This is a genomic window from Variovorax sp. MHTC-1, from assembly GCF_003984645.1.
GTDB lineage: Bacteria > Pseudomonadota > Gammaproteobacteria > Burkholderiales > Burkholderiaceae_C > Variovorax.
In genome coordinates this window covers 340116-360545 of the sequence record NZ_RWKI01000002.1, presented here as the reverse complement: position 1 = coordinate 360545, position 20430 = coordinate 340116, and the positions used below count along the sequence as shown (strand labels likewise).

The window sequence follows — 20430 nt, the reverse complement described above, 5'->3', positions numbered from 1 at the left end:
TCAGGGAATCTTCTCGAGGCAGTAGCCGAGGCCGCGCACGGTGGCGATGTGGATCGGCCCCTTCTCGATCTTCTTGCGCAGCCGGTGGATGTAGACCTCGATCGCGTTGAGGCTCACTTCCTCGCCCCACTCGCACAGCCGCTCGACCAGCTGGTCCTTGCTCACCAGCCGGCCGGCGCGCTGCAACAGCACCTCGAGCAGGCCGAGCTCGCGCGCCGACAGCTCGATCATCTTGCCGTCGATGGTGGCCACTCGGCCAGCCTGGTCGTAGACCAGCGGGCCGTGCCTGATCGCGTTGCTGGTGGCGCCCATGCCGCGCCGCGTGAGCGCGCGCACGCGCGCCTCGAGTTCCTGCAGCGAGAAGGGCTTGGCCATGTAGTCGTCGGCGCCGTAGTCCAGGCCCTTGACGCGTTCCTCGACGCTGTCGGCCGCCGTCAGCACCAGCACCGGCAGCTGGGAGCCGCGGGCGCGCAGCCGCTTCAGGATCTCGAGGCCGTGCATGTTGGGCAGGCCGAGGTCGAGGATCAGCAGATCGAATTCGCTGTTGGTCATCAGCGCGGCGTCGGCCTGCGAACCGGTCGCCACGTGGTCGACGGCCGAGCCCGAGGTGCGCAGACTGCGCAGCAGGGCATCCGCCAGCACCTGGTCGTCTTCCGCAATCAGTATTCGCATGGCGTGTCTCCAGACGGTCTGATTCTAGGTTGCAGCATAGGCTTCGAGACCGATGGTTACCACGGTGGCGATCTCGTCGCCGACGCTGGCGCGGAACTCGCGCTCGGCCTGCGCGACCGCGTTGCGGAAGGCTTCCAGCCAGGCCAGCCCATCGGCCGTGAACAGCACGCGCCGCGCGCGCGCATCGAGCGGATCGGGCCCGCGCGTCACCAGGCCCCAGGCCTCGCACTGGTCGACCAGCGTGCCCATGGCCTGCTTGGTCATGCCGGCGCGCTCCGCGAGTTCGGTCAGCCGCGAGCCTTCGCGCGACAGATGGCGCGTGATGTGGATGTGCGCCGCGCTCACCTGCGCGCGCGCCGCGAGGTTCGACAGCGCCAGCGGCACGTCGGCGTCGTGCGCCATCAGCGCCAGCACACGCTCGTCGAAGCGGCGCATGGCGTGGCCGAGCAGGCGGCCCAGGTGGGTCTGGCGCCAGGCGTCGGGGTCGATCGGAAATACGGGGTCGGTCACGGCGCCTCGATAGTAAATCAAACTGACCAAAAAATGGGTTCACTCGAATCCATCAACCCCTACACTACTGTTCAAGCATCCAGCCTGTGGTTAAAAGCAGATTGGACAAACCCAACACAACCCATTGATATTCAAGGAGATTTCCACATGGACGCACTCGTCAAAGGCACCAGCATCTCGGTCGCAGGCAGCGAAAAGGCCAAGGCCCTCCAGGCCGCGCTGGCCCAGATCGAAAAGCAGTTCGGCAAGGGCACGATCATGCGGCTGGGCGAGGGCGAGGCGCTGGAAGACATCCAGGTGGTCTCCACCGGCTCGCTCGGCCTCGACATCGCGCTCGGCGTCGGCGGCCTGCCGCGCGGCCGCGTGATCGAGATCTACGGCCCGGAATCCTCGGGCAAGACCACGCTCACGCTGCAGGTCATCGCCGAGATGCAGCGCCAGGCCGGCACCTGCGCCTTCGTCGATGCCGAGCACGCGCTCGACGTGCAGTACGCGCAGAAGCTGGGCGTGAACCTGTCGGACCTGCTGATCAGCCAGCCTGACACCGGCGAGCAGGCGCTCGAAATCGTCGATTCGCTGGTGCGCTCCGGCGCGGTCGACCTGATCGTGGTCGACTCGGTCGCCGCGCTCACGCCCAAGGCCGAAATCGAAGGCGAAATGGGCGACTCGCTGCCCGGCCTGCAGGCCCGCCTGATGAGCCAGGCGCTGCGCAAGCTCACCGCCACCATCAAGAAGACCAACTGCATGGTCATCTTCATCAACCAGATCCGCATGAAGATCGGCGTGATGTTCGGCTCGCCCGAAACCACCACCGGCGGCAATGCGCTGAAGTTCTACGCCTCGGTGCGCCTGGACATCCGCCGCATCGGCACCATCAAGAAGGGCGACGAGGCGATCGGCAACGAGACCAAGGTCAAGGTGGTGAAGAACAAGGTCTCGCCGCCCTTCAAGACGGCCGAGTTCGACATCCTGTTCGGCGAGGGCATCAGCCGCGAGGGCGAGATCATCGACATGGGCGTCACCGCCAAGATCGTCGACAAGTCGGGCGCCTGGTACGCCTACAACGGCGAGAAGATCGGGCAGGGCCGCGACAACGCGCGCGAGTTCCTGCGCGAGAACCCGGCGCTCTCGCGCGAGATCGAGAACAAGGTGCGCGAATCGCTGGGCATTCCGCTTCTGGCCGAAGCGGTCGAGGCCGCGCCCGAGAAATAAGCCTCGGGCCATGGCTTTCAGCGCTCCTTCTCTCAAGGGCCGCGCTCTCCGTCTCCTGAGCCAGCGCGAGCACTCGCGCAGCGAGCTCGAGCGCAAGCTGGCCAGGTACGAGGAAGAGCCCGGCACGCTGGCGCGTGCGCTCGACGAGCTGGCCGCCAAAGACTTCATCAGCGAGGCGAGGGTGGTGCAGTCGGTGTTGCACCAGCGCGCGGCTCGCCACGGCGCGGCGCGCGTGCGCCAGGAGCTGCTGCACAAGGGCATTGCGCCCGAAGCGGTGGCCGAGGCGCTCGCAGGCCTCTCGGGCAGCGAGTTCGACCGTGCGCTCGAAGTGTGGCGGCAGCGCTTCGGCACGCTGCCGAACGACGCAGCGGAGCGCGCGAAGCAGATGCGCTTTTTGCTGGCGCGTGGATTCGCCTCGGCGGTCGTCGCCAAGGTTCTGCGGCACGACCCGAACGAGTGAAGGCCGCGCGACGCGCGGCCGCTGGGCTCAGAGCCCCAGCATCAGCTTGAGGTTCTGCACCGCGGCGCCGCTGGCGCCCTTGCCCAGGTTGTCCAGCCGCGCGATGACGACGGCATGGCGGTGGTCTTCGTTCGGGAAGACGCGGATCTCGAGCTCGTTGGTGTCGTTGAGCGCGAGGGCGTCGATCTTGCCGTCCTCGGTGGGCGGCAGCACCTTCACGAACTTCTCGGGCGTGTTGCTCTTCGCGTAGTGCGCCGCCAGCGCCTCCTGCAGGTCGCCAGCCTTGGGCCGGCCGGGCAGCTCGTCCAGGTGCAGCGGCAGCTGCACCAGCATGCCCTGCTTGAAGTTGCCCACCGAGGGGATGAACACGGGCCGGCGCGTGAGGCCGGTGTACTTCATGATCTCGGGAATGTGCTTGTGCTTGAGGCCCAGCGCGTAGGTCTCGAACAGCGGTGCCTTTCCGCCCTCGTAGGCCTCGATCATGGTGCGGCCGCCGCCCGAGTAGCCGCTGACGGAGGGCAGGGCGATCGCATGGTCGGCGGGCAGCAGGCCGGCATCGATCAGCGGGCGGACGATGGCGATCGCGCCGGTCGCGTAGCAGCCGGGGTTGGCCACGCGTTCGGCCTTGGCCACGGCCTCCTGCTGGCCGGCCACGAGTTCGGGGAAGCCGAACACCCAGCCGGCGGCCGTGCGGTGCGCTGTCGAGGCATCGATGATCTTGGGGCGGCGTCCCTGGCCTTCGAGCTGGTCGATGAGCGCCACCGATTCGCGCGCGGCATCGTCGTGCAGGCAGAGCACCACCAGGTCGACGCCGGCCATCAGTTCGCGCTTGGCGGCCACGTCCTTTCGCAGCTCCGGCGCGATGCTCACGAGTTCGATCTGCGGCATCTGCTGGAGCCGCTCGCGAATCTGGAGGCCGGTGGTACCGGCTTCGCCGTCGATGAAGACCTTGGGCATGGTGGAAGCCTCGGATTGCCTGGGAAAGTCGCGTAAGAAGAAATTACACGTTGACCGAAGGAGCGGTCAGCCGTTGGTGCGGCGCACCATGATACAGTCGCCTGCTGTCCGCCGCCCGATTGCCTACACGCCGTGGCCCGTGGACAACAACCCAAATCTCCCGTTCTCAACCTCGTTCCGAGAGACACCCTCATGAAGATTCACGAGTACCAAGGCAAGGAAATTCTTGCCAAGTTCGGTGTGCCTGTGCCCCGCGGCATCCCGGCATATACGGTGCAGGAGGCGGTGGAAGCCGCCCAGAAGCTCGGCGGCCCTGTGTGGGTGGTCAAGGCCCAGATTCATGCGGGCGGCCGCGGCAAGGGCGGCGGCGTGAAGGTCGCCAAGAGCATCGACGACGTCAAGAAGCTCGCCGGCGACATCCTCGGCATGCAGCTCAAGACCCACCAGACCGGCCCCGAGGGCCAGAAGGTCCGCCGCCTCTACATCGAGGACGGCGCCGACATCCAGAAGGAATACTACGTCTCGGCCGTCACCGACCGCGCAACGCAGAAGGTGGCCTTCATCGCTTCGAGCGAAGGCGGCATGGACATCGAGGAAGTGGCGCACTCGTCGCCCGAGAAGATCATCACCGTCTTCGCCGATCCCAAGGACGGACTGACCGACGCGCAGGCCAAGCAGATCGCCGACGGCATCGGCATCCCGGCCGATTCCACCGCGCAAGCCGTGGACATCTTCAAGAAGCTCTACACCTGCTACATGGAGACGGATGCGTCGCTGGTCGAGATCAATCCGCTCAACCGTGACAGCAAGGGCAACATCATCGCCCTGGACGCCAAGTTCAACTTCGACAGCAACGCGCTGTTCCGCCACCCCGATATCGTGGCCCTGCGCGACCTCGACGAGGAAGACGCGGCCGAAGTCGAAGCCTCGAAGTTCGACCTCGCCTACATCTCGCTGGACGGCAACATCGGCTGCCTGGTGAACGGCGCCGGTCTCGCGATGGCGACCATGGACACCATCAAGCTGTTCGGCGGCGAGCCGGCCAACTTCCTCGACGTGGGCGGCGGCGCCACCCCCGAGAAGGTGACGGAGGCCTTCAAGATCATGCTGAAGAACAAGAACGTCGAGGCCATCCTCGTCAACATCTTCGGCGGCATCATGAAGTGCGACACCATCGCCACCGGCGTGATCGCGGCCTGCAAGGCCGTGAACCTGCAAGTGCCGCTGGTGGTGCGCATGAAGGGCACCAACGAGGTCGAGGGCAAGAAGCTGCTGGCCGACTCGGGCCTGCCCATCATCAGCGCCGACACCATGGCGGACGCGGCCCAGAAGGTCGTGGCAGCGGTCAAGAAAGCCTAAGGAAACGTCATGTCGATCTACATCAACAAAGACACCAAAGTCATCACCCAGGGCATCACCGGCAAGACCGGTCAGTTCCACACCGAGAAGTGCCAGGAATACGCGAACGGCAAGAACTGCTTCGTGGCCGGCGTGAACCCGAAGAAGGCCGGCGAGTCGATCTTCAACATCCCGATCTTCGGCTCGGTGAAGGAAGCCGCGACGCAAACCGGCGCCACCGTGTCGGTGATCTACGTGCCGCCGGCCGGTGCTGCTGCGGCGATCTGGGAAGCCGTCGAGGCCGACCTGGACATGGCGATCTGCATCACCGAAGGCATCCCGGTGCGCGACATGCTCGAAGTGCGCAACAAGATGAAGGCCAAGGAAGCCGCCGGCGGCAAGAAGACGCTGCTGCTGGGCCCGAACTGCCCCGGCCTGATCACGCCCGACGAGATCAAGATCGGCATCATGCCCGGCCATATCCACAAGAAGGGCCGCATCGGCGTGGTCAGCCGCTCCGGCACGCTGACCTATGAAGCCGTGGCGCAACTCACCGAGATCGGCCTCGGCCAGTCGAGCGCTGTCGGCATCGGCGGCGACCCGATCAACGGGCTGAAGCACATCGACGTGATGCAAGCCTTCAACGACGACCCCGACACCGACGCCGTCATCATGATCGGCGAGATCGGCGGCCCCGATGAAGCCGACGCCGCGCGCTGGTGCAAGGACCACATGAAGAAGCCGATCGTCGGCTTCATCGCCGGCGTGACCGCCCCTCCGGGCAAGCGCATGGGCCATGCGGGCGCCTTGATTTCGGGCGGCGCCGACACGGCGGATGCCAAGCTCGCCATCATGGAAGAGTGCGGTTTTACGGTCACACGAAACTTCTCGGAGCTGGCCAAGCGCCTCAAGGCGCTGCTCTAAAACTTCCGGCCTTCCTCGACCACACAAGAACAAAAGCGCTCGCAATTCACGTTGCGAGCGCTTTTTCAATACATAACAGTGGATATGGGACATGGATTATTTGCAAACTGCCGATTTCTGGATCGGGCTCGTCAAGATTGTCTGGATCAACATCATTCTTTCGGGGGACAACGCGGTGGTGATCGCGATGGCCGCCCGTTCGCTGCCGTCGCATCAGCAGAAGAAGGCCGTGCTGTTCGGCTCGGGCGCGGCCGTGGTGCTGCGCATCGCGCTCACCGTGGTCGCCGCCAAGCTGCTGGCGCTGCCTTATCTGCAGATCCTCGGCGGCGCGCTGCTGCTGTGGATCGGCGTACAGCTGCTCGGCGATGAGGAAGACGACAACGGCGAGGAAAAGGAATACGGCAGCATGCTCGCCGCCGTGCGGACCATCCTGCTGGCAGATCTGGTCATGAGCCTGGACAACGTGATCGCGGTCGCGGCCGCGGCGCAGGGCAGCATGGTGCTGCTGATCCTCGGCCTGGCCATCAGCATCCCGTTGGTGATTTTCGGCAGTACCCTCATGATCAAGCTCATGGAACGCTTCCCGATCATCATCATGCTGGGCGCCGCGCTGATCGGGTGGGTCGGCGGCGAGACCATCGTGAGCGACGTCGCCTTGCGCGGCGCCCTGGCAGCCAACCCCTGGCTGCACTATGCAGGCGCCGCGGCCGGCGCATTTTTCGTCATCGCTGTCGGCCGCTGGCAGCAAAGGCGCGCGGCCACCGCGGCGCACTGAGCGAGCGCCGCTCTCAACCACATAGATTCATGGTGAACCTGGGCGTATCCGTTTCTCCTGACACCGGCTCGCTGACCTGGGACTTCGCCGCGCTCACCGACCCCGGCCGGGTGCGCGCCAACAACGAAGACACGATCGCCTTCGACGCCTCGCTGGGCCTGGTGCTCCTGGCCGACGGCATGGGCGGCTACAACGGCGGCGAGGTGGCCAGCGGCATGGCCATCGCCTTGCTGCAAGCCAGCTTCGGCCGCTGGCTGGCCCACGCCGGGCCGACCGCCAACCCGCGGGCCGTGCGCCGCGCGCTGCAGGCCGGGACCGACGAGGCCAACGCGGCCATCCTCGAAGCCGGCGTCGCGAACATGCAGCTGCAGGGCATGGGCACCACGCTCGTGCTGGCCGCCTTCGGGCCCAAGCGCGCGATCGTCGGCCACATCGGCGACTCCCGCTGCTACCGGCTGCGCAACGAAAAGCTCGAACAGCTCACGCGCGACCATTCGCTGCTGCAGGAGCAACTCGACGCCGGCGCGATCACGCCAGAGCAGGCCATCCAGTCGCCGCACCGCAACCTGGTGACGCGGGCGCTCGGCATCGAACGGCATGTCGAACTCGAAATGCACGAGCACAACGTGAAGCCCGGCGACCTTTTCCTGCTATGTTCCGACGGGCTGAGCGAGATGGTTTCCGACGCGCAGCTTTTCACGCTTTTGTTACAAGATATCGGCCTTTCGGAAAAGGCAACACTTTTGGTTTCAACTGCGAATGACAATGGCGGCAGGGACAACATTTCGGTTGTCCTCGCCAGAGCAGGCTCAGGTGAAGCTCTCGAGGCATCCGGATAGCCCAAAAAAATGAGATCGAGGAGTCGGCCATGCCGAAGATGATCGTTTCGATCGATGGTGTCGTCATCAAGGAGGTGACGCTCGCCAAGGACCGCACCACGCTGGGACGGCGGCCGTACAACGACATCGTGATCGACAATCTGGCGATCAGCGGTGAGCACGCGGTGCTGCACATGATCGGCGGCGACGTCTACCTGGAAGACCTCAACAGCACCAACGGCACCTACATCAACGGGCGCGCCGTCAAGAAGCAGGCGCTCGAGCACAACGACGTGGTCGAGGTCGGCAAGTACAAGATCCGCTACCTGGTGGGCAGCGGCGCCTCCGAAGGCGCAGGGCCCGCGCCGCACATCGCGCCGGCACCGTCGGGCCCGATTCCCCTCAGCTCCGCACCCACGGTGCACCAGCCCTTCGGCGGCGGCACCGGCGTAGCCGTCATGCGCGTTCTGTCGGGCAGCGGCGCCGGGCGCGAGCTCTCCCTGCAGAAGGTCGTCACCACCATCGGCAAGCCCGGCGTGGCTGTCGCCGCCGTCACGCGGCGCCTGCACGGCTACGTGGTGGCGCCCATCGACGGCGGCACCGAGCTCAACGGCGAACCGCTCGGCAACGAGGCCGTCGCCCTGCAGGACGGCGACGTGCTCGAGCTCGGCGGCACGCGGATGCAGTTCGTCGCCGGCTGAGCGCCGGCTCGCGCGTCGAGACTTTCGACCGGTCCAAGCGCTGTGACCCCACTGCCGGCTGGAGATGCCAAAAAAGTCCTTTACCGGCTCCACGCACAGCGTTTAGCCTCACTGGCGTTGCAGCCCAAAGACCAGAACTGGGATGGTGCAACCCGGTTCGAAACCAAATAGAAATCAAAGGCCTCGCATATGCAGGTGCGCGTGTTGGGTTGCTCGGGCGCCATCGCCAAGGACTGCCGCACGACCTCGTTCCTGGTCGACAGCGACCTGCTGGTCGACGCCGGCACCGGCGTCGGCGACCTGAGCCTGGACGAAATGGGCGCCATCGACGACGTCGTGCTCACCCATTCGCACCTCGACCACATCGCCGCGCTGCCCCTGATGATCGACGCCGTCGCCAGCCGCCGCGGCAAGCCGCTGCGCGTGCATGCGCTGCGCGCCACCATCGAGGCGCTGCGCGCCCATGTGTTCAACAACATCATCTGGCCGGATTTCGCGAGCATTCCTAGTCTGGAAGCGCCGTTTGTGAGCTTTCATGACATCGTGGTAGGGCAGCAGCTCCAGCTGGGAACACGGGCGCTGAAGAACATCGAGGTGCTGCCTGCGGTGCACACCGTGCCGGCTTGCGGCTACGCCGTGCGCTGCGCGGAGGGCGGGCCGAACTGGGTCTTCAGCGGGGATACCGAGCGCAATCCGGCCTTTTGGCAGCGGGTGAACCAGCTCGATGTGGGGATGCTGGTGATAGAAACGGCGTTCAGCAATCGGGAGCAGGCGTTGGCGCAGCGCAGCTTGCATTTGTCGCCTGCGACCTTGGCCGGCGAGCTGGCGCATATCGCGCCTGGCAAGAGCTACCCGATCTACATCACCCACACCAAGCCGGCTGAGACCGGAGAGATCATGAGCCAGATCGATATGTTGGCGGTTGGCTCGCGGGTGCAGGGGACGAAGGGGTGGGACATTCGGTGGCTGGAGGCGGCGGGGGTGCTGCAGGTCTGACGACAGTGGTTGGCCAGCTGACAAAATTTGTCAGAGCTTGTCTGGCGTTCGCAACAAGTTGTGTCACTTGGTGTAACTCGATCGTGAACAAATGCACACCAAGGTGTGCTTCAGAGGCGAGAAGGCGGGATGGCACAGATGCTGCGGAGGTTGAACGCACCGGGGGCTTCCTCGGGCCCCTTCAATCAACCGGAGTATTTGAATGAACCGTCGTTCCATCGCACGTAATGTGCAAAAGGGTTTCACCCTTATCGAGTTGATGATCGTTGTGGCGATCATCGGTATCTTGGCCGCTGTTGCCCTTCCCGCCTACCAAGACTACACGGTGCGCGCTCGCGTGTCGGAAGCGATGGTTCTCGCCTCGGGCGCGAAGTCGACCATTGCAGAGAACGCAGCGAATGCAGCCTCGACGCTGAACGTTGGTGTTGACAACCTGTCGGTCGGCAGCGGCAACACCAAGAACATCGACAGCCTGACGGTTACGGCGGCAACCGGCGTCATTACGATCGTGACGTCGGCAGCAGCCGGTGCCGTTACCGTGGTTTTGACCCCCAGCAGCAGCGCAGGCGCACTTGCAGCCGGCGTGCTGCCGAGCGGCCCGGTCAAGTGGAAGTGCTCGATTGCCGACGCCGGCAAGTACAAGTACGTTCCTTCGGAATGCCGCCAACCTGCCTAAGCGTTGCGCCTGGCGTCGGAGCCGCCTTCGGGCGGCTTTTTTGCGGGTGAATGTTCTCAATGGCGCCCCGTTCGATGAATCGACTTTCCCGGATATCACTGGCTCCCGTATGGGCCGCCATGGCTTCAGTCTTGCTGTCGTTGGCGTGGCTGTTGCCCAACCATTCGATGCCATGGATGTCGTTTCATTCTGACGCTTGGGCGGCCGCGATGTTGGTTGTGATGGGGGGTGTGGTCATGGTACGAGCTAGGCAGTCGGTCGCCTGGCACGGCTTGGTGTGGGTGGTCGCACTTCTGCTCCCACTGCCTTTTGCGCACCATGCCCTTGGGCTTTTGCCGTTTGCCGGACAGGCTTGGACCGCAAGCGCCTATATAGCGGGCTTCCTGCTGGCCATGATGGTCGGCCAGCATTGGCAAGGCTGGCGACCCAGATGGATGGGCGACATCTTGTTCTCGGCTATCGGCATCGGCGCGATCGTCTCCGTTGCGTTGCAATTTCAGCAATGGCTGGAGCCCGGCGGTGATGGCACCCTCAGTGTCTGGGCGCTTGGCTCGAATAGTGCTCGTCCCTCCGGCAACATGGCGCAGCCCAATCAGCTTGCGACATTGCTGCTCTGGGGCCTGCTCGCCTGTGCCTGGGGTGTTTGGCGCAGGCAGCTAGGGCGCGCCGCAGCCCTGATTGCGACCACATTCCTGCTGATCGGCCTGGCGCTGACGCAATCTCGTACCGGGGCGCTAGGTTTGCTGGTCTTGCTGCTGGCGGCGTGGTGGTGGCGCGGGCTATGGGAGGCGAAAAACACTCCCTGGTATGCCACCGGCTTGGCACTCTTCTATGTCTTGGCGTTACTTGCATTGGGGCCGCTTCGCAGTGCTCTGATGCTCGATGTCTCGGGATCGATGGTGCAGCGTCTTGGTCACGAACTTAGGCCTGAGTTGTGGCGAATGTTGCTTGATGCAGCGTTGCAGCGTCCTTGGGTTGGCTACGGGTGGAACAACGTCGTGGCCGCTCAAGTAACTGTGGCTGAAGGCTATCCAGCGCTCTACCATCCTTTTCTGCAGTCGCACAACCTGTTTCTCGATTTCATGCTTTGGGCAGGCATCCCTCTCGGCCTCGTGTTGACGGCTCTTGTGCTGGCCTGGTTGGTAACCGCCGCGCGTCGGATACGCCGAGCGCCTGAAGGCTTGTACTTGCTGATGGTGCTGATGGTCGGGATTCACGCGATGCTGGAATTGCCTCTGCACTACGCCTACTTCTTGCTGCCCACTGGTCTGGCGATGGGAGCCTTGAATGCGAGCTTGAACATCTGGCCCATGGGCTCGCCTTCACGGATCGCCGGCCGGTGGCTATTGCTCGGAGCATTGTGCCTGGGGGCGACTCTACTGGGACTCATTGCGCGTGACTACTTCAAGGTAGAGAGCGCCTATGCCTCCTTGCAATTGGAGAGGGCCAACATCGTCAACAGTCGGCCGGCCGAACCGCCGGACGTTCTGTTGCTGACCGATTTGCGCGAAGCGCAGCGGTTCATGAAATACGAACCCGTGGCGGGGGTTTCGCCGGCCGAGATTCAATGGGCGCGAGACGCCACGGTCGTATGGCCAAGTTCCCGCAGCTTCATGACACTCGCAGTCTTGCTGGGCCTGAACCAGCATCCGGATGAAGCGCGCGACTGGTTGATCAAGATGTGTCGCATCGTTCCACCCGATCAATGCGAGTCTGCGCCGGCCAGGTGGGCACAGGCGCGTCGCTTCCATCCACAATTGGCGGCCGTCGAATGGCCGCCGGAAGAAAGCGAGTCGGCATCGGTCATCACTCCTTGACATTGACGATCGTTGTTTGAAGTTCCGATCTATGAAGTCCTAACCAGCCTGAAGGCAAAGTGCAAGAAATCGTTCTCGGGTGGTCCCGTTCCCGCAAGCGCTTGGTGGTGGTCTGCCTCGACCTCTGCCTCGCGCTGGCTGCGACCTGGATGGCGTTCACGCTGAGGCTGGACACTTGGCACCGCCCCATTGGGATGGAGTGGGCCGTGTATGGAGTGGCGCCCCTGCTGTCGATTCCTGTCTTCGTGAAGTTCGGCCTGTACCGCGCGATTTTTCGCTACACCGGTTTGGCCGCGATCCTTGCAACGAGCAAAGCCGTTGCGATCTACGGCCTGCTCTTTCTGCCCGCGGTCGTTGCGCTCTATCTATGGGAAGGCATACCCCGCAGCCTGAGCGTTCTGCAGCCGCTCATTCTTCTGCTGCTAATCGCCGGGAGCAGGACGTTGGCCTGGCACTGGCTGGTGGCCAATACCGCTCGTACCTCTAGCCGCTTGTTGATCTACGGTGCAGGAAGCGCCGGTGCGCAGACCGCGGCCGCCCTGACCAGCGCTCAGCAGTACACCCTGCTTGGCTTCGTTGACGACGACGAGCGCAAGGCGGGTCGCACCATCAATCGTGTCCCCGTCATGGCACCGGACGCTGTGCCGGCTTTCGCCAGCAAATTTGCGGTGACCGACATCTTGCTGGCGCTGCCCAGCGCCAGCCGCGAAAGGCGCAACCAGATCATTGAGCGTCTGTCTGCCCTGCCGGTCCGCATCCGTACGCTTCCGGGTCTGGCCGACTTGGCCAGCGGCCGTGTGACGGTGCAGGACTTTCGCGATCTGGACATCGAAGACCTGTTGGGCCGGCCACCGGTTGCGCCAGATCTCGAGTTGCTGGCGCGCAAGCTCTCGCACAAGGTGGTGCTGGTCACGGGGGCCGGCGGCAGCATCGGCAGCGAGCTGTGCCGCCAGATCGTGCAGCAGGGTCCGAGTCAGATCCTGCTACTCGATCACAGCGAATTCGCTCTGTATCGAATTCATCAGGAACTGGAACTTCTGATAGGACGCAGCGGGTTCCCGGTGCGCACCATCCCGCTGCTCGCCAGCGTGTGCAATTTCGAGCGCATCTCCGAAATATGCAGCATGTACAAGCCCGCGTCGATCTACCACGCCGCAGCCTACAAGCATGTGCCGATGGTCGAAGCCAACCCTGGCGAAGGCGTACTTAACAACGTCTTCGGCACGCTGAACGTAGCCCGCGCAGCGCTGGCCGCCGGCGTGGATCATTTTGTCTTGGTTTCCACCGACAAGGCCGTTCGCCCGACCAACATCATGGGTGCGACGAAGCGGGTAGCAGAACTCGTGCTGCAGGCGCTGGCAAACTGCGGCGAGGCGGCGTTCGAAGAGCTCCGCATGGGTGAGGGCGGCGCCACACTCCCCCAGACCCGTTTTTCGATGGTGCGATTCGGCAACGTGCTGGGATCGAGTGGCAGCGTGGTGCCGCTTTTCCGGTCGCAGATCGCGGAAAGGGGGCCACTCACAGTGACCCATCCCGAAGTGACGCGCTATTTCATGACGATTCCGGAAGCCGCCCAACTCGTATTGCACGCCGGAGCCATGGCGGACAGCGGCGATCTGTTCGTTCTGGATATGGGCGCGCCGGTAAAGATCCTCGATCTCGCAAAACGAATGATTGCGCTCGCCGGGTTGACAGTTCGCAGCGCAGCGCGCCCCACCGGAGATATCGATATAGCCTACAGCGGGCTGCGGCCCGGCGAAAAGCTATTCGAAGAACTGCTCATCGGTGAGAATCCGCTGCCGACCAGTCACCCACGCATCATTCGCGCTAGAGAAGATTTCATGGCTTGGCCCGCCCTTACGATTCATTTGCAGGCGTTGCAGAGCGCCGCGCGCAACGACAACGTCGCGGCAATGAAGGATCTTTTGCGTTTGCTGGTACCTGGCTACGCACCCAAAACGCCATCGATTGAATAGACATGAACTTCGCAGAGATCAAGCTTGCCATCATCGGACTCGGGTACGTAGGCCTTCCTTTGGCGGTGGAGTTCGGCAGGTTGATGTCCGTCGTCGGCTTTGACACCAATCAGCGCCGAATCGAAGAGCTCAAGGGCGGTCACGATAGGACGTTGGAAACCGACCCGGCAGATCTGCGAGACGCAAACCGGTTGACATACAGCGCGGATGCTGCCGATCTGCGCGACTGCAATGTGTTCATTGTGACCGTGCCGACCCCAGTCGACAGCGCGAATCGCCCCGATCTCACCCATCTGCTGAGCGCCAGTGAAACGGTGGCAAAGGTCATGCCCCAAGGCGCCGTCGTCATCTACGAATCGACGGTTTATCCCGGTGCGACCGAAGAAGTCTGTGTACCCGCCCTGGAGAAGTATTCGAACAAAGTGTTCAACGAGGACTTTTTCTGCGGCTACAGCCCAGAGCGCGTGAACCCGGGTGACAAGGTCAATACGCTGACGAAGATCAAAAAGATCACCAGCGGCAGCACACCCGAGGTGGCCGAAGTGGTTGACCGCCTCTATAACAGCATCGTCACGGCAGGCACGTACAAGGCGAGCAGCATCAAGGTGGCCGAGGCCGCCAAGGTCATCGAAAACACGCAGCGCGACCTGAACATCGCGCTAATGAACGAGCTTTCTGTCCTGTTCGAAAGGCTTGGGATCGACACGCTCGACGTGCTGGAGGCGGCAGGAAGCAAATGGAACTTTCTTCCGTTTCGACCCGGCCTCGTCGGGGGGCACTGCATCGGGGTCGACCCGTACTACCTCACGCATAAGGCAGAGCAGGTCGGCTATATCCCGCAGATCATCCTGGCGGGGCGGCGCATCAACGACAACATGGCGCGCTATGCAGCGCGTAACACCATCAAGCTGATGCTGCAGGCCGGCTTGGATGTGCCGCGGTGCAAGATCGGTGTGCTGGGCATCACCTTCAAGGAAAATTGTCCGGACATTCGCAACAGCAAGGTGATTGACTTGGTGCACGAGCTGGAAGCCTGGGGTGCGCAGGTGGTCGTGACTGACCCATGGGCCAGTGCCGAAGACGTGCAATATGAGTACGGTCTGGAGCTTGGAGTCATCGACCAAAATAATCCGGTGGATGCGCTGGTGGTGGCGGTAGGGCATACCGAGTACCGAGCGCTCTCACCCGAAGTACTGCGCGGCTACTGCAGCCATGCAGCGCCAGTGCTGACGGACGTCAAGTCGCTCTACAACCGGCATGATGCTGCTAGCGCCGGCTTCACGGTATTCAGGCTTTGAAGATGAAGAACTTCGCACTGATTGGTGCCGCTGGCTACATCGCTCCACGGCACATGCGTGCCATCAAGGACACGGGCAATACGCTTGCCGTGGCGTATGACATCAACGACTCGGTCGGCATCATCGACAGTCTTGCGCCGAGGGCCGAGTTCTTCACGGAATTCGAATCGTTCTACGAGTATGGCCACAGGCTCAAGCGATCGCCTTTGTCGGCCTTGGACTACGTGTCCATTTGCTCCCCCAATCATCTTCATCATCCGCACATCGCAGCGGGCCTGCGCCTCGGTTGTGATGTGATTTGCGAAAAGCCGTTGGTGCCCACGCCTGATTTGCTCGACGAACTGGAGCGGGTCGAGCGCGAAAGTGGGAAACGCGTGTTCACCATTCTTCAGTTGCGTCACCACGAAGCCATTCTCCGGCTGCGCGAGAAGGTCGCCAATGCGCCCGCCAACACCAAGTTTGATGTGGATCTGACTTACATCACGTCGCGCGGCAAATGGTATGCGGCGAGCTGGAAGGGCGATCCGCGCAAGTCCTTCGGCGTGGCCACCAACATCGGTGTGCATTTCTTCGACATGCTGCATTTCATCTTTGGGCGCGTGCGGAGCAATGTGGTGCATCACGCCGGCGACGACAAGGCTGCCGGATTTCTTGAATACGAGCGGGCGCGCGTGCGCTGGTTTCTTTCCATCGATGCTGGCGATCTGCCGGATGAAGTCAAAGGCAAGAAGACGACCTATCGATCGATCGTCGTGAATGAAGAAGAACTGGAATTTTCCGAGGGTTTCACGGACCTCCACACCGTGAGCTATCAGGAAATTCTGGCAGGGCGGGGCTACGGTTCGGCAGATGCGCGCCAAGCCGTTGAAACCGTGCATGTCATTCGCACGGCTCAACCAAGCCCTGCGCACTCTGACGGTCACCCCTTTCTGAAACGATTGAGTTCGTAAGCGCCGTGGTCCACGAAACAGCCATCATTGATCCGGGCGCCCGTATCGGGGAAGGAACTCATGTCTGGCATTGGGTGCACGTCTGCGCCGGCGCGACCATCGGCGAACACTGCTCCCTTGGGCAGAACGTCTACGTCGGCAACGACGTACGCATCGGCAACAACGTCAAGGTCCAGAACAACGTGAGCGTCTACGACGCCGTGACGCTTGAAGACGATGTGTTCTGCGGCCCCAGCATGGTCTTCACCAACGTCTACAACCCTCGGTCGATGGTGAGTCGAAAAAACGAATACCGCCGCACGCTCGTGCACCAGGGCGCGACATTGGGCGCCAACAGCACCATCGTTTGCGGTGTGACGGTAGGGCGCTATGCCTTCGTCGGCGCCGGCGCTGTGATCATTCGCGACGTGCCGGACTTTGCATTGATGCTCGGCGTGCCCGCTCGGCTCGCGGGCTGGATGAGCCGGCACGGCGAACGGCTGCACTTTGTTGGCGAGCACGCGACGTGTTCTGCCACTGGTGAAGAATATGTGCTGCGTGACGGCACTTGTGCGCTTGTCGCCGAAGGATCGGCATGAGCGACAAGCTGGAGTTCGTGGATCTCAAGGCGCAATACAGGGCTATGAAAGCGCAGATCGACGAGCGCATCCAGCGCGTGCTCGACCATGGTCAGTACATCATGGGGCCGGAGGTTGCAGAACTGGAAGACAAGCTTGCCGCGTTCGTCGGCGCCAGGCACTGCATCACCGTTGCAAGCGGGACCGAAGCATTGCTCATCTCGCTGATGGCAATGGGCCTCAAGCCGGGTGACGAGGTCATCACCACGCCATTCACCTTTGCCGCTACTGCCGAGATGGTCGTGCTGCTCGGCGCCAAGCCAGTGTTCGTCGATATCGAACTGGACACCTGCAATATCGACGCAAGTCTGATCGAGGAGAAGATCACTGATCGGACGCGTGCCATCATGCCGGTCAGCTTGTACGGTCAGTGCGCCGACATGGACGAGATCAACGCCATCGCAATACGTCATGGCCTGACCGTGATCGAAGACGCGGCACAGAGTTTTGGCGCGAGCTACAAAGGGCGGAGAAGCTGCAACCTCAGCACCTTCGGATGCACCAGCTTTTTCCCCAGCAAGCCGCTGGGCTGCTATGGCGACGGGGGCGCGATCTTCACCGGTGACGATGCACTTGCGCAAGCCTGCCGCGAGATTCGCATTCACGGTCAGAGCGCGCGTTACACCCACACTCGAATCGGCGTCGGCGGGCGGATGGATACCTTGCAATGCGCCATCTTGCTGGCCAAGCTGGATCGGTTCGAGTGGGAGATCGGACAACGCAAGACTATCGGCTCGCGCTATCACACGATGTTGGCGGGCGTGGAGGGTGTTCGAACGCTCGCATTGCGGCCCGATCGGGACTGCGTGTGGGGTCAGTACACGCTTCAGGTCGAGCATCGAGACGCACTGACGGAGGCGCTGCAACTGCAGGGCATCCCGACGGCTGTGCACTATCCGAAGCCACTGCACCTGCAGCCGGTCTACGCCACGAGCTCGTTCCCCAACGCCTGCCCCAACAGCGTCGCAGCGGCGCAGTATGTGCTGAGCCTGCCGTTTAGCCCGTATCTGACAGAGCTGGATCAACAGCGGGTGGCCCGGACCATCGCAGCCAGTGGTGCTTGACAACGCTACGAGCCCTGGGCGAAGCCTTGATCGAGACGGCCGATGACTTCTTTCTGGTCACGCGTCGCGACAGTCCTCAGCGGCTCGCTGGCTGCCCAGCTGATAGCCTTTCTGGCCGCGCCGCTGCTAACCCGTCTCTATGGCCCCGAGAGTTTGGGTTTATTCAGCATCTGGTTGGCTTGGGTGTCCATTGCTGCCATCGTGGCGACTCTGCGTCTGGAGGTCGCCATTGTGGTTGCCGCGACCTCCAATGAACGGCGCGACGGCATCGTCACCGCCCTGCTCGCAGTCGCGATCCTTACTGTCGTTGGATCAATCCTCGCATCAATGGCCGAGGTTGCTGGCATGCTCACAACGGGAACAATCGGCCGACATGCCATCCTGTTGGCTGCGCTTGCCGTCGTGGTGACCGCGATCTACCAATTGGGCCTTGCCTACGCGGTTACTCAACGTATGTTCGCGCCCGCAGCGCACGTCAAACTGATCGCAGCATTCGCCATTGCCTCGGGGCAACTGGGCTGTGGATGGTGGGGAGACGGTACCTTCCTTGGTCTGGTGGTGGGGCAATGTATTGGTGTGACCTTGGCTGCCGCGCTGGCGCTCCTCCGGTTCAAGCTACCGATCTGGGGGCTCTCAATCCGGGGACTATGGCAGCGGTCTACAAGCTACCTGTGGTCGCAGAAAGACTTTGTTCGCTTCTCGTTGCCGGCTGATCTGATCAACGCGGGAGCAGCGCAGATGCCGCTCTTTCTGATCGGGGCCGCTCATGGCGTTGGGCCGGCAGGCCTGTTCGCGCTGACCCAGCGAGCGCTGGGTGCCCCCGTGGCGCTACTTGCTGCCTCTGTACTCGATGTATTCAAACAGCAGGCGACGGAAGACTATCGATCGCATGGCAACTGTCAGCCGGTGTTTGTGAAAACCCTCAAAGCTTTGACCGTCCTAGCCGTGGTGCCGATGACGGTGGTGGCCTGGTTTGCCCCGGACTTCTTCGCGATCGTCTTCGGTGCGGACTGGCGTGCGGCGGGAGACATGGCACGCTTGCTGGTACCGCTGTATTTCCTTCGTTTCGTGGCCAGTCCCTTGAGCTATGTACTGTACATCGCCGGCAAGCAGCGGTTCGATCTCCTCTGGCAAATGGCGCTGTTGTCGATCACGGCGGCGGCTTTTCTTGTTCCCCGCGATCTTGATGCGAAGCTGTTGGCTTACTCTCTAGGCTACAGCGCTCTTTACATCGTGTACCTGGGCATGGCGTACCAGTTCTCCAAAGGCGAAAGGCTGCGTTGATGATCGCCATCGTGGACTACGACGTCGGCAATCTCCAGTCGGTTGTCAACATGTTCTCCCGCCTCGGCTTCGCGGCGCAGTGCACGCGCGATCCAGACCTGATCCGCAGCGCCGACCGCGTGGTGCTGCCCGGAAACGGCTCGTTCGATTACTGTATGCGCAGCTTGCGAAACACGGGCCTAGTGTCCGTACTCGAAGAGTTTGTCGATACAGGCAAGTCTTTGCTGGGAATTTGCGTGGGCGCCCAGCTGCTCGGCCGGGGAAGCGAAGAGGGCACTGAGGCGGGCCTTGGCTGGCTGGACATGGATGTGATTCGGTTTCCGACGGTGACGGGTCTGCGGGTGCCGCATATGGGATGGAATCATGTGCGCATCGCCAAGACTACCAAGCTGGTGACCGGATTCGATGAGTCGTTTCGGTTCTATTTCGTGCACAGCTATTTCATGAGTGGCGTATCTCCAGAGGATGTCCTGATGGTGGCGGACTACGGTGAGCCTTTTGTTGCTGCAGTTCAACACGACAACGTTGCTGGCGTGCAGTTCCATCCGGAAAAGAGCCACAGATTCGGCATGCGCTTGTTGCGCAATTTCGCGACCGCTTGACATGTATCGGCCTCGAGTGATTCCCTGCCTCCTGCTGCGTGGCCAAGGTCTGGTGAAAACCAGGAAGTTCAAGGATCCGGTCTATCTCGGTGATCCGATCAACGCGGTGCGCATCTTCAGCGAGAAAGAGGTCGACGAACTGGTGGTACTGGACATCCAGGCCAGCCGAGAGAACAGGCCGATCGACTTCGAACTGATCGCCGAGTTGGCGGGCGAGTGCTTCATGCCTGTCTGCTACGGCGGTGGCGTACGGAGCGCGGATGACATTCGCCGGCTTATCCGATCCGGCATCGAGAAGGTGGCGATCAACACGGCAAGCTTTCAATCGTTCGATCTCATTCAAGAAGCTGCAGCTTCCTATGGAAGCCAGGCTTTGGTGGGCGCCATTGATGTCAAGCGAAACCTGATGGGCCGACCTAAAGCGATGGCGGCCGGCGGAACTAAAGACACAGGAGTAGGTCCGGTCGAGCAAGCGCGTGCGTTGGTTCACGCTGGCGTTGGAGAAATCTTTCTCAACTCCATCGATCGTGATGGAACCTACGGTGGCTATGACATCGACCTGATCCGGACTGTCTCCGGTGCTGTATCAGTGCCAGTCGTCGCCTGTGGCGGAGCCGGGTCTCATGCGGATTTCGGGCGAGCGATTCGTGAAGGCGGGGCTTCAGCGGTCGCGGCGGGCAGCTTGTTTGTTTACTACGGCAAGCATCGTGCAGTTCTGATCAACTACCCGGCACCGCATGAACTGCCGGATCTCGACTGAGCGCCTTCGCCCGAAAACGATGG

General features: G+C 62.5%; 21 protein-coding genes. 18 read left to right on the top strand and 3 right to left on the bottom strand.

Annotation, left to right across the window (positions count from 1 at the left end; all coding sequences use genetic code 11):
* Positions 1-672, bottom strand: a complete 672-nt coding sequence (locus tag EJI01_RS05030; protein ID WP_126836012.1) for a response regulator transcription factor — start codon at positions 670-672, stop codon at positions 1-3.
* A 24-nt stretch (positions 673-696) separates the two neighbouring features.
* On the bottom strand, positions 697-1182 hold the full coding sequence (locus tag EJI01_RS05025) for a MarR family winged helix-turn-helix transcriptional regulator (RefSeq protein ID WP_126836011.1): 486 nt from the start codon (positions 1180-1182) through the stop codon (positions 697-699).
* 147 nt (positions 1183-1329) lie between these two features.
* Here EJI01_RS05025 and recA point away from each other — a divergent pair, with 147 nt between their 5' ends.
* Positions 1330-2394 (top strand): recombinase RecA, encoded by a 1065-nt coding sequence (gene recA / locus EJI01_RS05020; RefSeq protein WP_126836010.1) that lies wholly within the window; start codon positions 1330-1332, stop codon positions 2392-2394.
* A 10-nt stretch (positions 2395-2404) separates the two neighbouring features.
* Positions 2405-2854, top strand: a complete 450-nt coding sequence (gene recX / locus EJI01_RS05015; RefSeq protein WP_126836009.1) for a recombination regulator RecX — start codon at positions 2405-2407, stop codon at positions 2852-2854.
* Positions 2855-2881: 27 nt separating this feature from the next.
* Here recX and argC read toward each other — a convergent pair whose 3' ends face one another.
* Positions 2882-3811 carry an N-acetyl-gamma-glutamyl-phosphate reductase gene (gene argC / locus EJI01_RS05010; RefSeq protein WP_126836008.1) on the bottom strand — a complete coding sequence of 310 codons (930 nt, stop codon included), beginning with the start codon at positions 3809-3811 and terminating at the stop codon, positions 2882-2884.
* A 192-nt stretch (positions 3812-4003) separates the two neighbouring features.
* Here argC and sucC point away from each other — a divergent pair, with 192 nt between their 5' ends.
* The 16 genes from sucC to EJI01_RS04930 all read left to right on the top strand — a co-directional run bounded on the left by sucC (position 4004) and on the right by EJI01_RS04930 (position 20407).
* Positions 4004-5170: an ADP-forming succinate--CoA ligase subunit beta gene (sucC, locus tag EJI01_RS05005; RefSeq protein WP_093108545.1), complete on the top strand. Its 1167-nt coding sequence runs from the start codon at positions 4004-4006 to the stop codon at positions 5168-5170.
* A 9-nt stretch (positions 5171-5179) separates the two neighbouring features.
* Positions 5180-6073 (top strand): succinate--CoA ligase subunit alpha, encoded by an 894-nt coding sequence (gene sucD, locus EJI01_RS05000; protein WP_126836007.1) that lies wholly within the window; start codon positions 5180-5182, stop codon positions 6071-6073.
* Positions 6074-6164: 91 nt separating this feature from the next.
* The gene (locus EJI01_RS04995; protein WP_126836006.1) at positions 6165-6848 is read left to right on the top strand and encodes a TerC family protein; all 684 of its coding nucleotides are present in this window, start codon (positions 6165-6167) and stop codon (positions 6846-6848) included.
* 29 nt (positions 6849-6877) lie between these two features.
* Entirely contained in the window at positions 6878-7687 is an 810-nt protein-coding gene (locus EJI01_RS04990; protein WP_126836005.1) for a Stp1/IreP family PP2C-type Ser/Thr phosphatase, read from the top strand.
* Between the two features lie 29 nt (positions 7688-7716).
* Entirely contained in the window at positions 7717-8367 is a 651-nt protein-coding gene (locus tag EJI01_RS04985) for an FHA domain-containing protein (RefSeq protein ID WP_126836004.1), read from the top strand.
* Positions 8368-8556: 189 nt separating this feature from the next.
* Positions 8557-9363 (top strand): 3',5'-cyclic-nucleotide phosphodiesterase, encoded by an 807-nt coding sequence (locus tag EJI01_RS04980; RefSeq protein WP_126836003.1) that lies wholly within the window; start codon positions 8557-8559, stop codon positions 9361-9363.
* A gap of 202 nt (positions 9364-9565) precedes the next feature.
* Positions 9566-10039 (top strand): pilin, encoded by a 474-nt coding sequence (locus tag EJI01_RS04975; protein WP_126836002.1) that lies wholly within the window; start codon positions 9566-9568, stop codon positions 10037-10039.
* Positions 10040-10158: 119 nt separating this feature from the next.
* A complete protein-coding gene (locus EJI01_RS04970) occupies positions 10159-11856 on the top strand; it encodes a PglL family O-oligosaccharyltransferase (RefSeq protein ID WP_185878813.1) in 1698 nt (565 codons plus the stop codon).
* Positions 11857-11915: 59 nt separating this feature from the next.
* Positions 11916-13832: a polysaccharide biosynthesis protein gene (locus tag EJI01_RS04965; protein WP_260602324.1), complete on the top strand. Its 1917-nt coding sequence runs from the start codon at positions 11916-11918 to the stop codon at positions 13830-13832.
* Positions 13833-13834: 2 nt separating this feature from the next.
* Positions 13835-15130 carry a nucleotide sugar dehydrogenase gene (locus tag EJI01_RS04960; protein ID WP_126836000.1) on the top strand — a complete coding sequence of 432 codons (1296 nt, stop codon included), beginning with the start codon at positions 13835-13837 and terminating at the stop codon, positions 15128-15130.
* Between the two features lie 2 nt (positions 15131-15132).
* Positions 15133-16080, top strand: a complete 948-nt coding sequence (locus EJI01_RS04955) for a Gfo/Idh/MocA family oxidoreductase (RefSeq protein WP_126835999.1) — start codon at positions 15133-15135, stop codon at positions 16078-16080.
* A 5-nt stretch (positions 16081-16085) separates the two neighbouring features.
* A complete protein-coding gene (locus tag EJI01_RS04950; RefSeq protein ID WP_126835998.1) occupies positions 16086-16658 on the top strand; it encodes an acyltransferase in 573 nt (190 codons plus the stop codon).
* Positions 16655-17761, top strand: coding sequence for a DegT/DnrJ/EryC1/StrS family aminotransferase (locus tag EJI01_RS04945; protein ID WP_312846022.1), 1107 nt, complete (start codon positions 16655-16657; stop codon positions 17759-17761). Before EJI01_RS04950 ends, EJI01_RS04945 begins: the two co-directional genes overlap by 4 nt.
* Before the next feature lie 42 nt (positions 17762-17803).
* Positions 17804-19045: a lipopolysaccharide biosynthesis protein gene (locus EJI01_RS04940; protein WP_126835997.1), complete on the top strand. Its 1242-nt coding sequence runs from the start codon at positions 17804-17806 to the stop codon at positions 19043-19045.
* Positions 19045-19647: an imidazole glycerol phosphate synthase subunit HisH gene (hisH, locus tag EJI01_RS04935; RefSeq protein WP_126835996.1), complete on the top strand. Its 603-nt coding sequence runs from the start codon at positions 19045-19047 to the stop codon at positions 19645-19647. The genes EJI01_RS04940 and hisH overlap by 1 nt, the downstream gene beginning before the upstream one ends.
* A 1-nt stretch (position 19648) precedes the next feature.
* Positions 19649-20407 (top strand): AglZ/HisF2 family acetamidino modification protein, encoded by a 759-nt coding sequence (locus tag EJI01_RS04930; RefSeq protein WP_126835995.1) that lies wholly within the window; start codon positions 19649-19651, stop codon positions 20405-20407.
* Positions 20408-20430: the final 23 nt, after the last annotated feature.

Bases quoted from the DNA above. Each gene is read 5' to 3' on its own strand.
- EJI01_RS04945 (WP_312846022.1), top strand. From the start codon at position 16,655: ATGAGCGACAAGCTGGAGTTCGTGGATCTCAAGGCGCAATACAGGGCT.
- EJI01_RS04980 (WP_126836003.1), top strand. From the start codon at position 8,557: ATGCAGGTGCGCGTGTTGGGTTGCTCGGGCGCCATCGCCAAGGACTGC.
- EJI01_RS04995 (WP_126836006.1), top strand. From the start codon at position 6,165: ATGGATTATTTGCAAACTGCCGATTTCTGGATCGGGCTCGTCAAGATT.
- sucD (WP_126836007.1), top strand. From the start codon at position 5,180: ATGTCGATCTACATCAACAAAGACACCAAAGTCATCACCCAGGGCATC.
- EJI01_RS05030 (WP_126836012.1), bottom strand. From the start codon at position 672: ATGCGAATACTGATTGCGGAAGACGACCAGGTGCTGGCGGATGCCCTG.
- EJI01_RS04940 (WP_126835997.1), top strand. From the start codon at position 17,804: ATGACTTCTTTCTGGTCACGCGTCGCGACAGTCCTCAGCGGCTCGCTG.
- sucC (WP_093108545.1), top strand. From the start codon at position 4,004: ATGAAGATTCACGAGTACCAAGGCAAGGAAATTCTTGCCAAGTTCGGT.
- EJI01_RS04970 (WP_185878813.1), top strand. From the start codon at position 10,159: ATGGCTTCAGTCTTGCTGTCGTTGGCGTGGCTGTTGCCCAACCATTCG.
- EJI01_RS04930 (WP_126835995.1), top strand. From the start codon at position 19,649: ATGTATCGGCCTCGAGTGATTCCCTGCCTCCTGCTGCGTGGCCAAGGT.
- EJI01_RS04985 (WP_126836004.1), top strand. From the start codon at position 7,717: ATGCCGAAGATGATCGTTTCGATCGATGGTGTCGTCATCAAGGAGGTG.
- EJI01_RS04975 (WP_126836002.1), top strand. From the start codon at position 9,566: ATGAACCGTCGTTCCATCGCACGTAATGTGCAAAAGGGTTTCACCCTT.
- argC (WP_126836008.1), bottom strand. From the start codon at position 3,811: ATGCCCAAGGTCTTCATCGACGGCGAAGCCGGTACCACCGGCCTCCAG.
- recA (WP_126836010.1), top strand. From the start codon at position 1,330: ATGGACGCACTCGTCAAAGGCACCAGCATCTCGGTCGCAGGCAGCGAA.
- EJI01_RS04955 (WP_126835999.1), top strand. From the start codon at position 15,133: ATGAAGAACTTCGCACTGATTGGTGCCGCTGGCTACATCGCTCCACGG.
- recX (WP_126836009.1), top strand. From the start codon at position 2,405: ATGGCTTTCAGCGCTCCTTCTCTCAAGGGCCGCGCTCTCCGTCTCCTG.
- EJI01_RS04990 (WP_126836005.1), top strand. From the start codon at position 6,878: ATGGTGAACCTGGGCGTATCCGTTTCTCCTGACACCGGCTCGCTGACC.
- EJI01_RS04960 (WP_126836000.1), top strand. From the start codon at position 13,835: ATGAACTTCGCAGAGATCAAGCTTGCCATCATCGGACTCGGGTACGTA.
- hisH (WP_126835996.1), top strand. From the start codon at position 19,045: ATGATCGCCATCGTGGACTACGACGTCGGCAATCTCCAGTCGGTTGTC.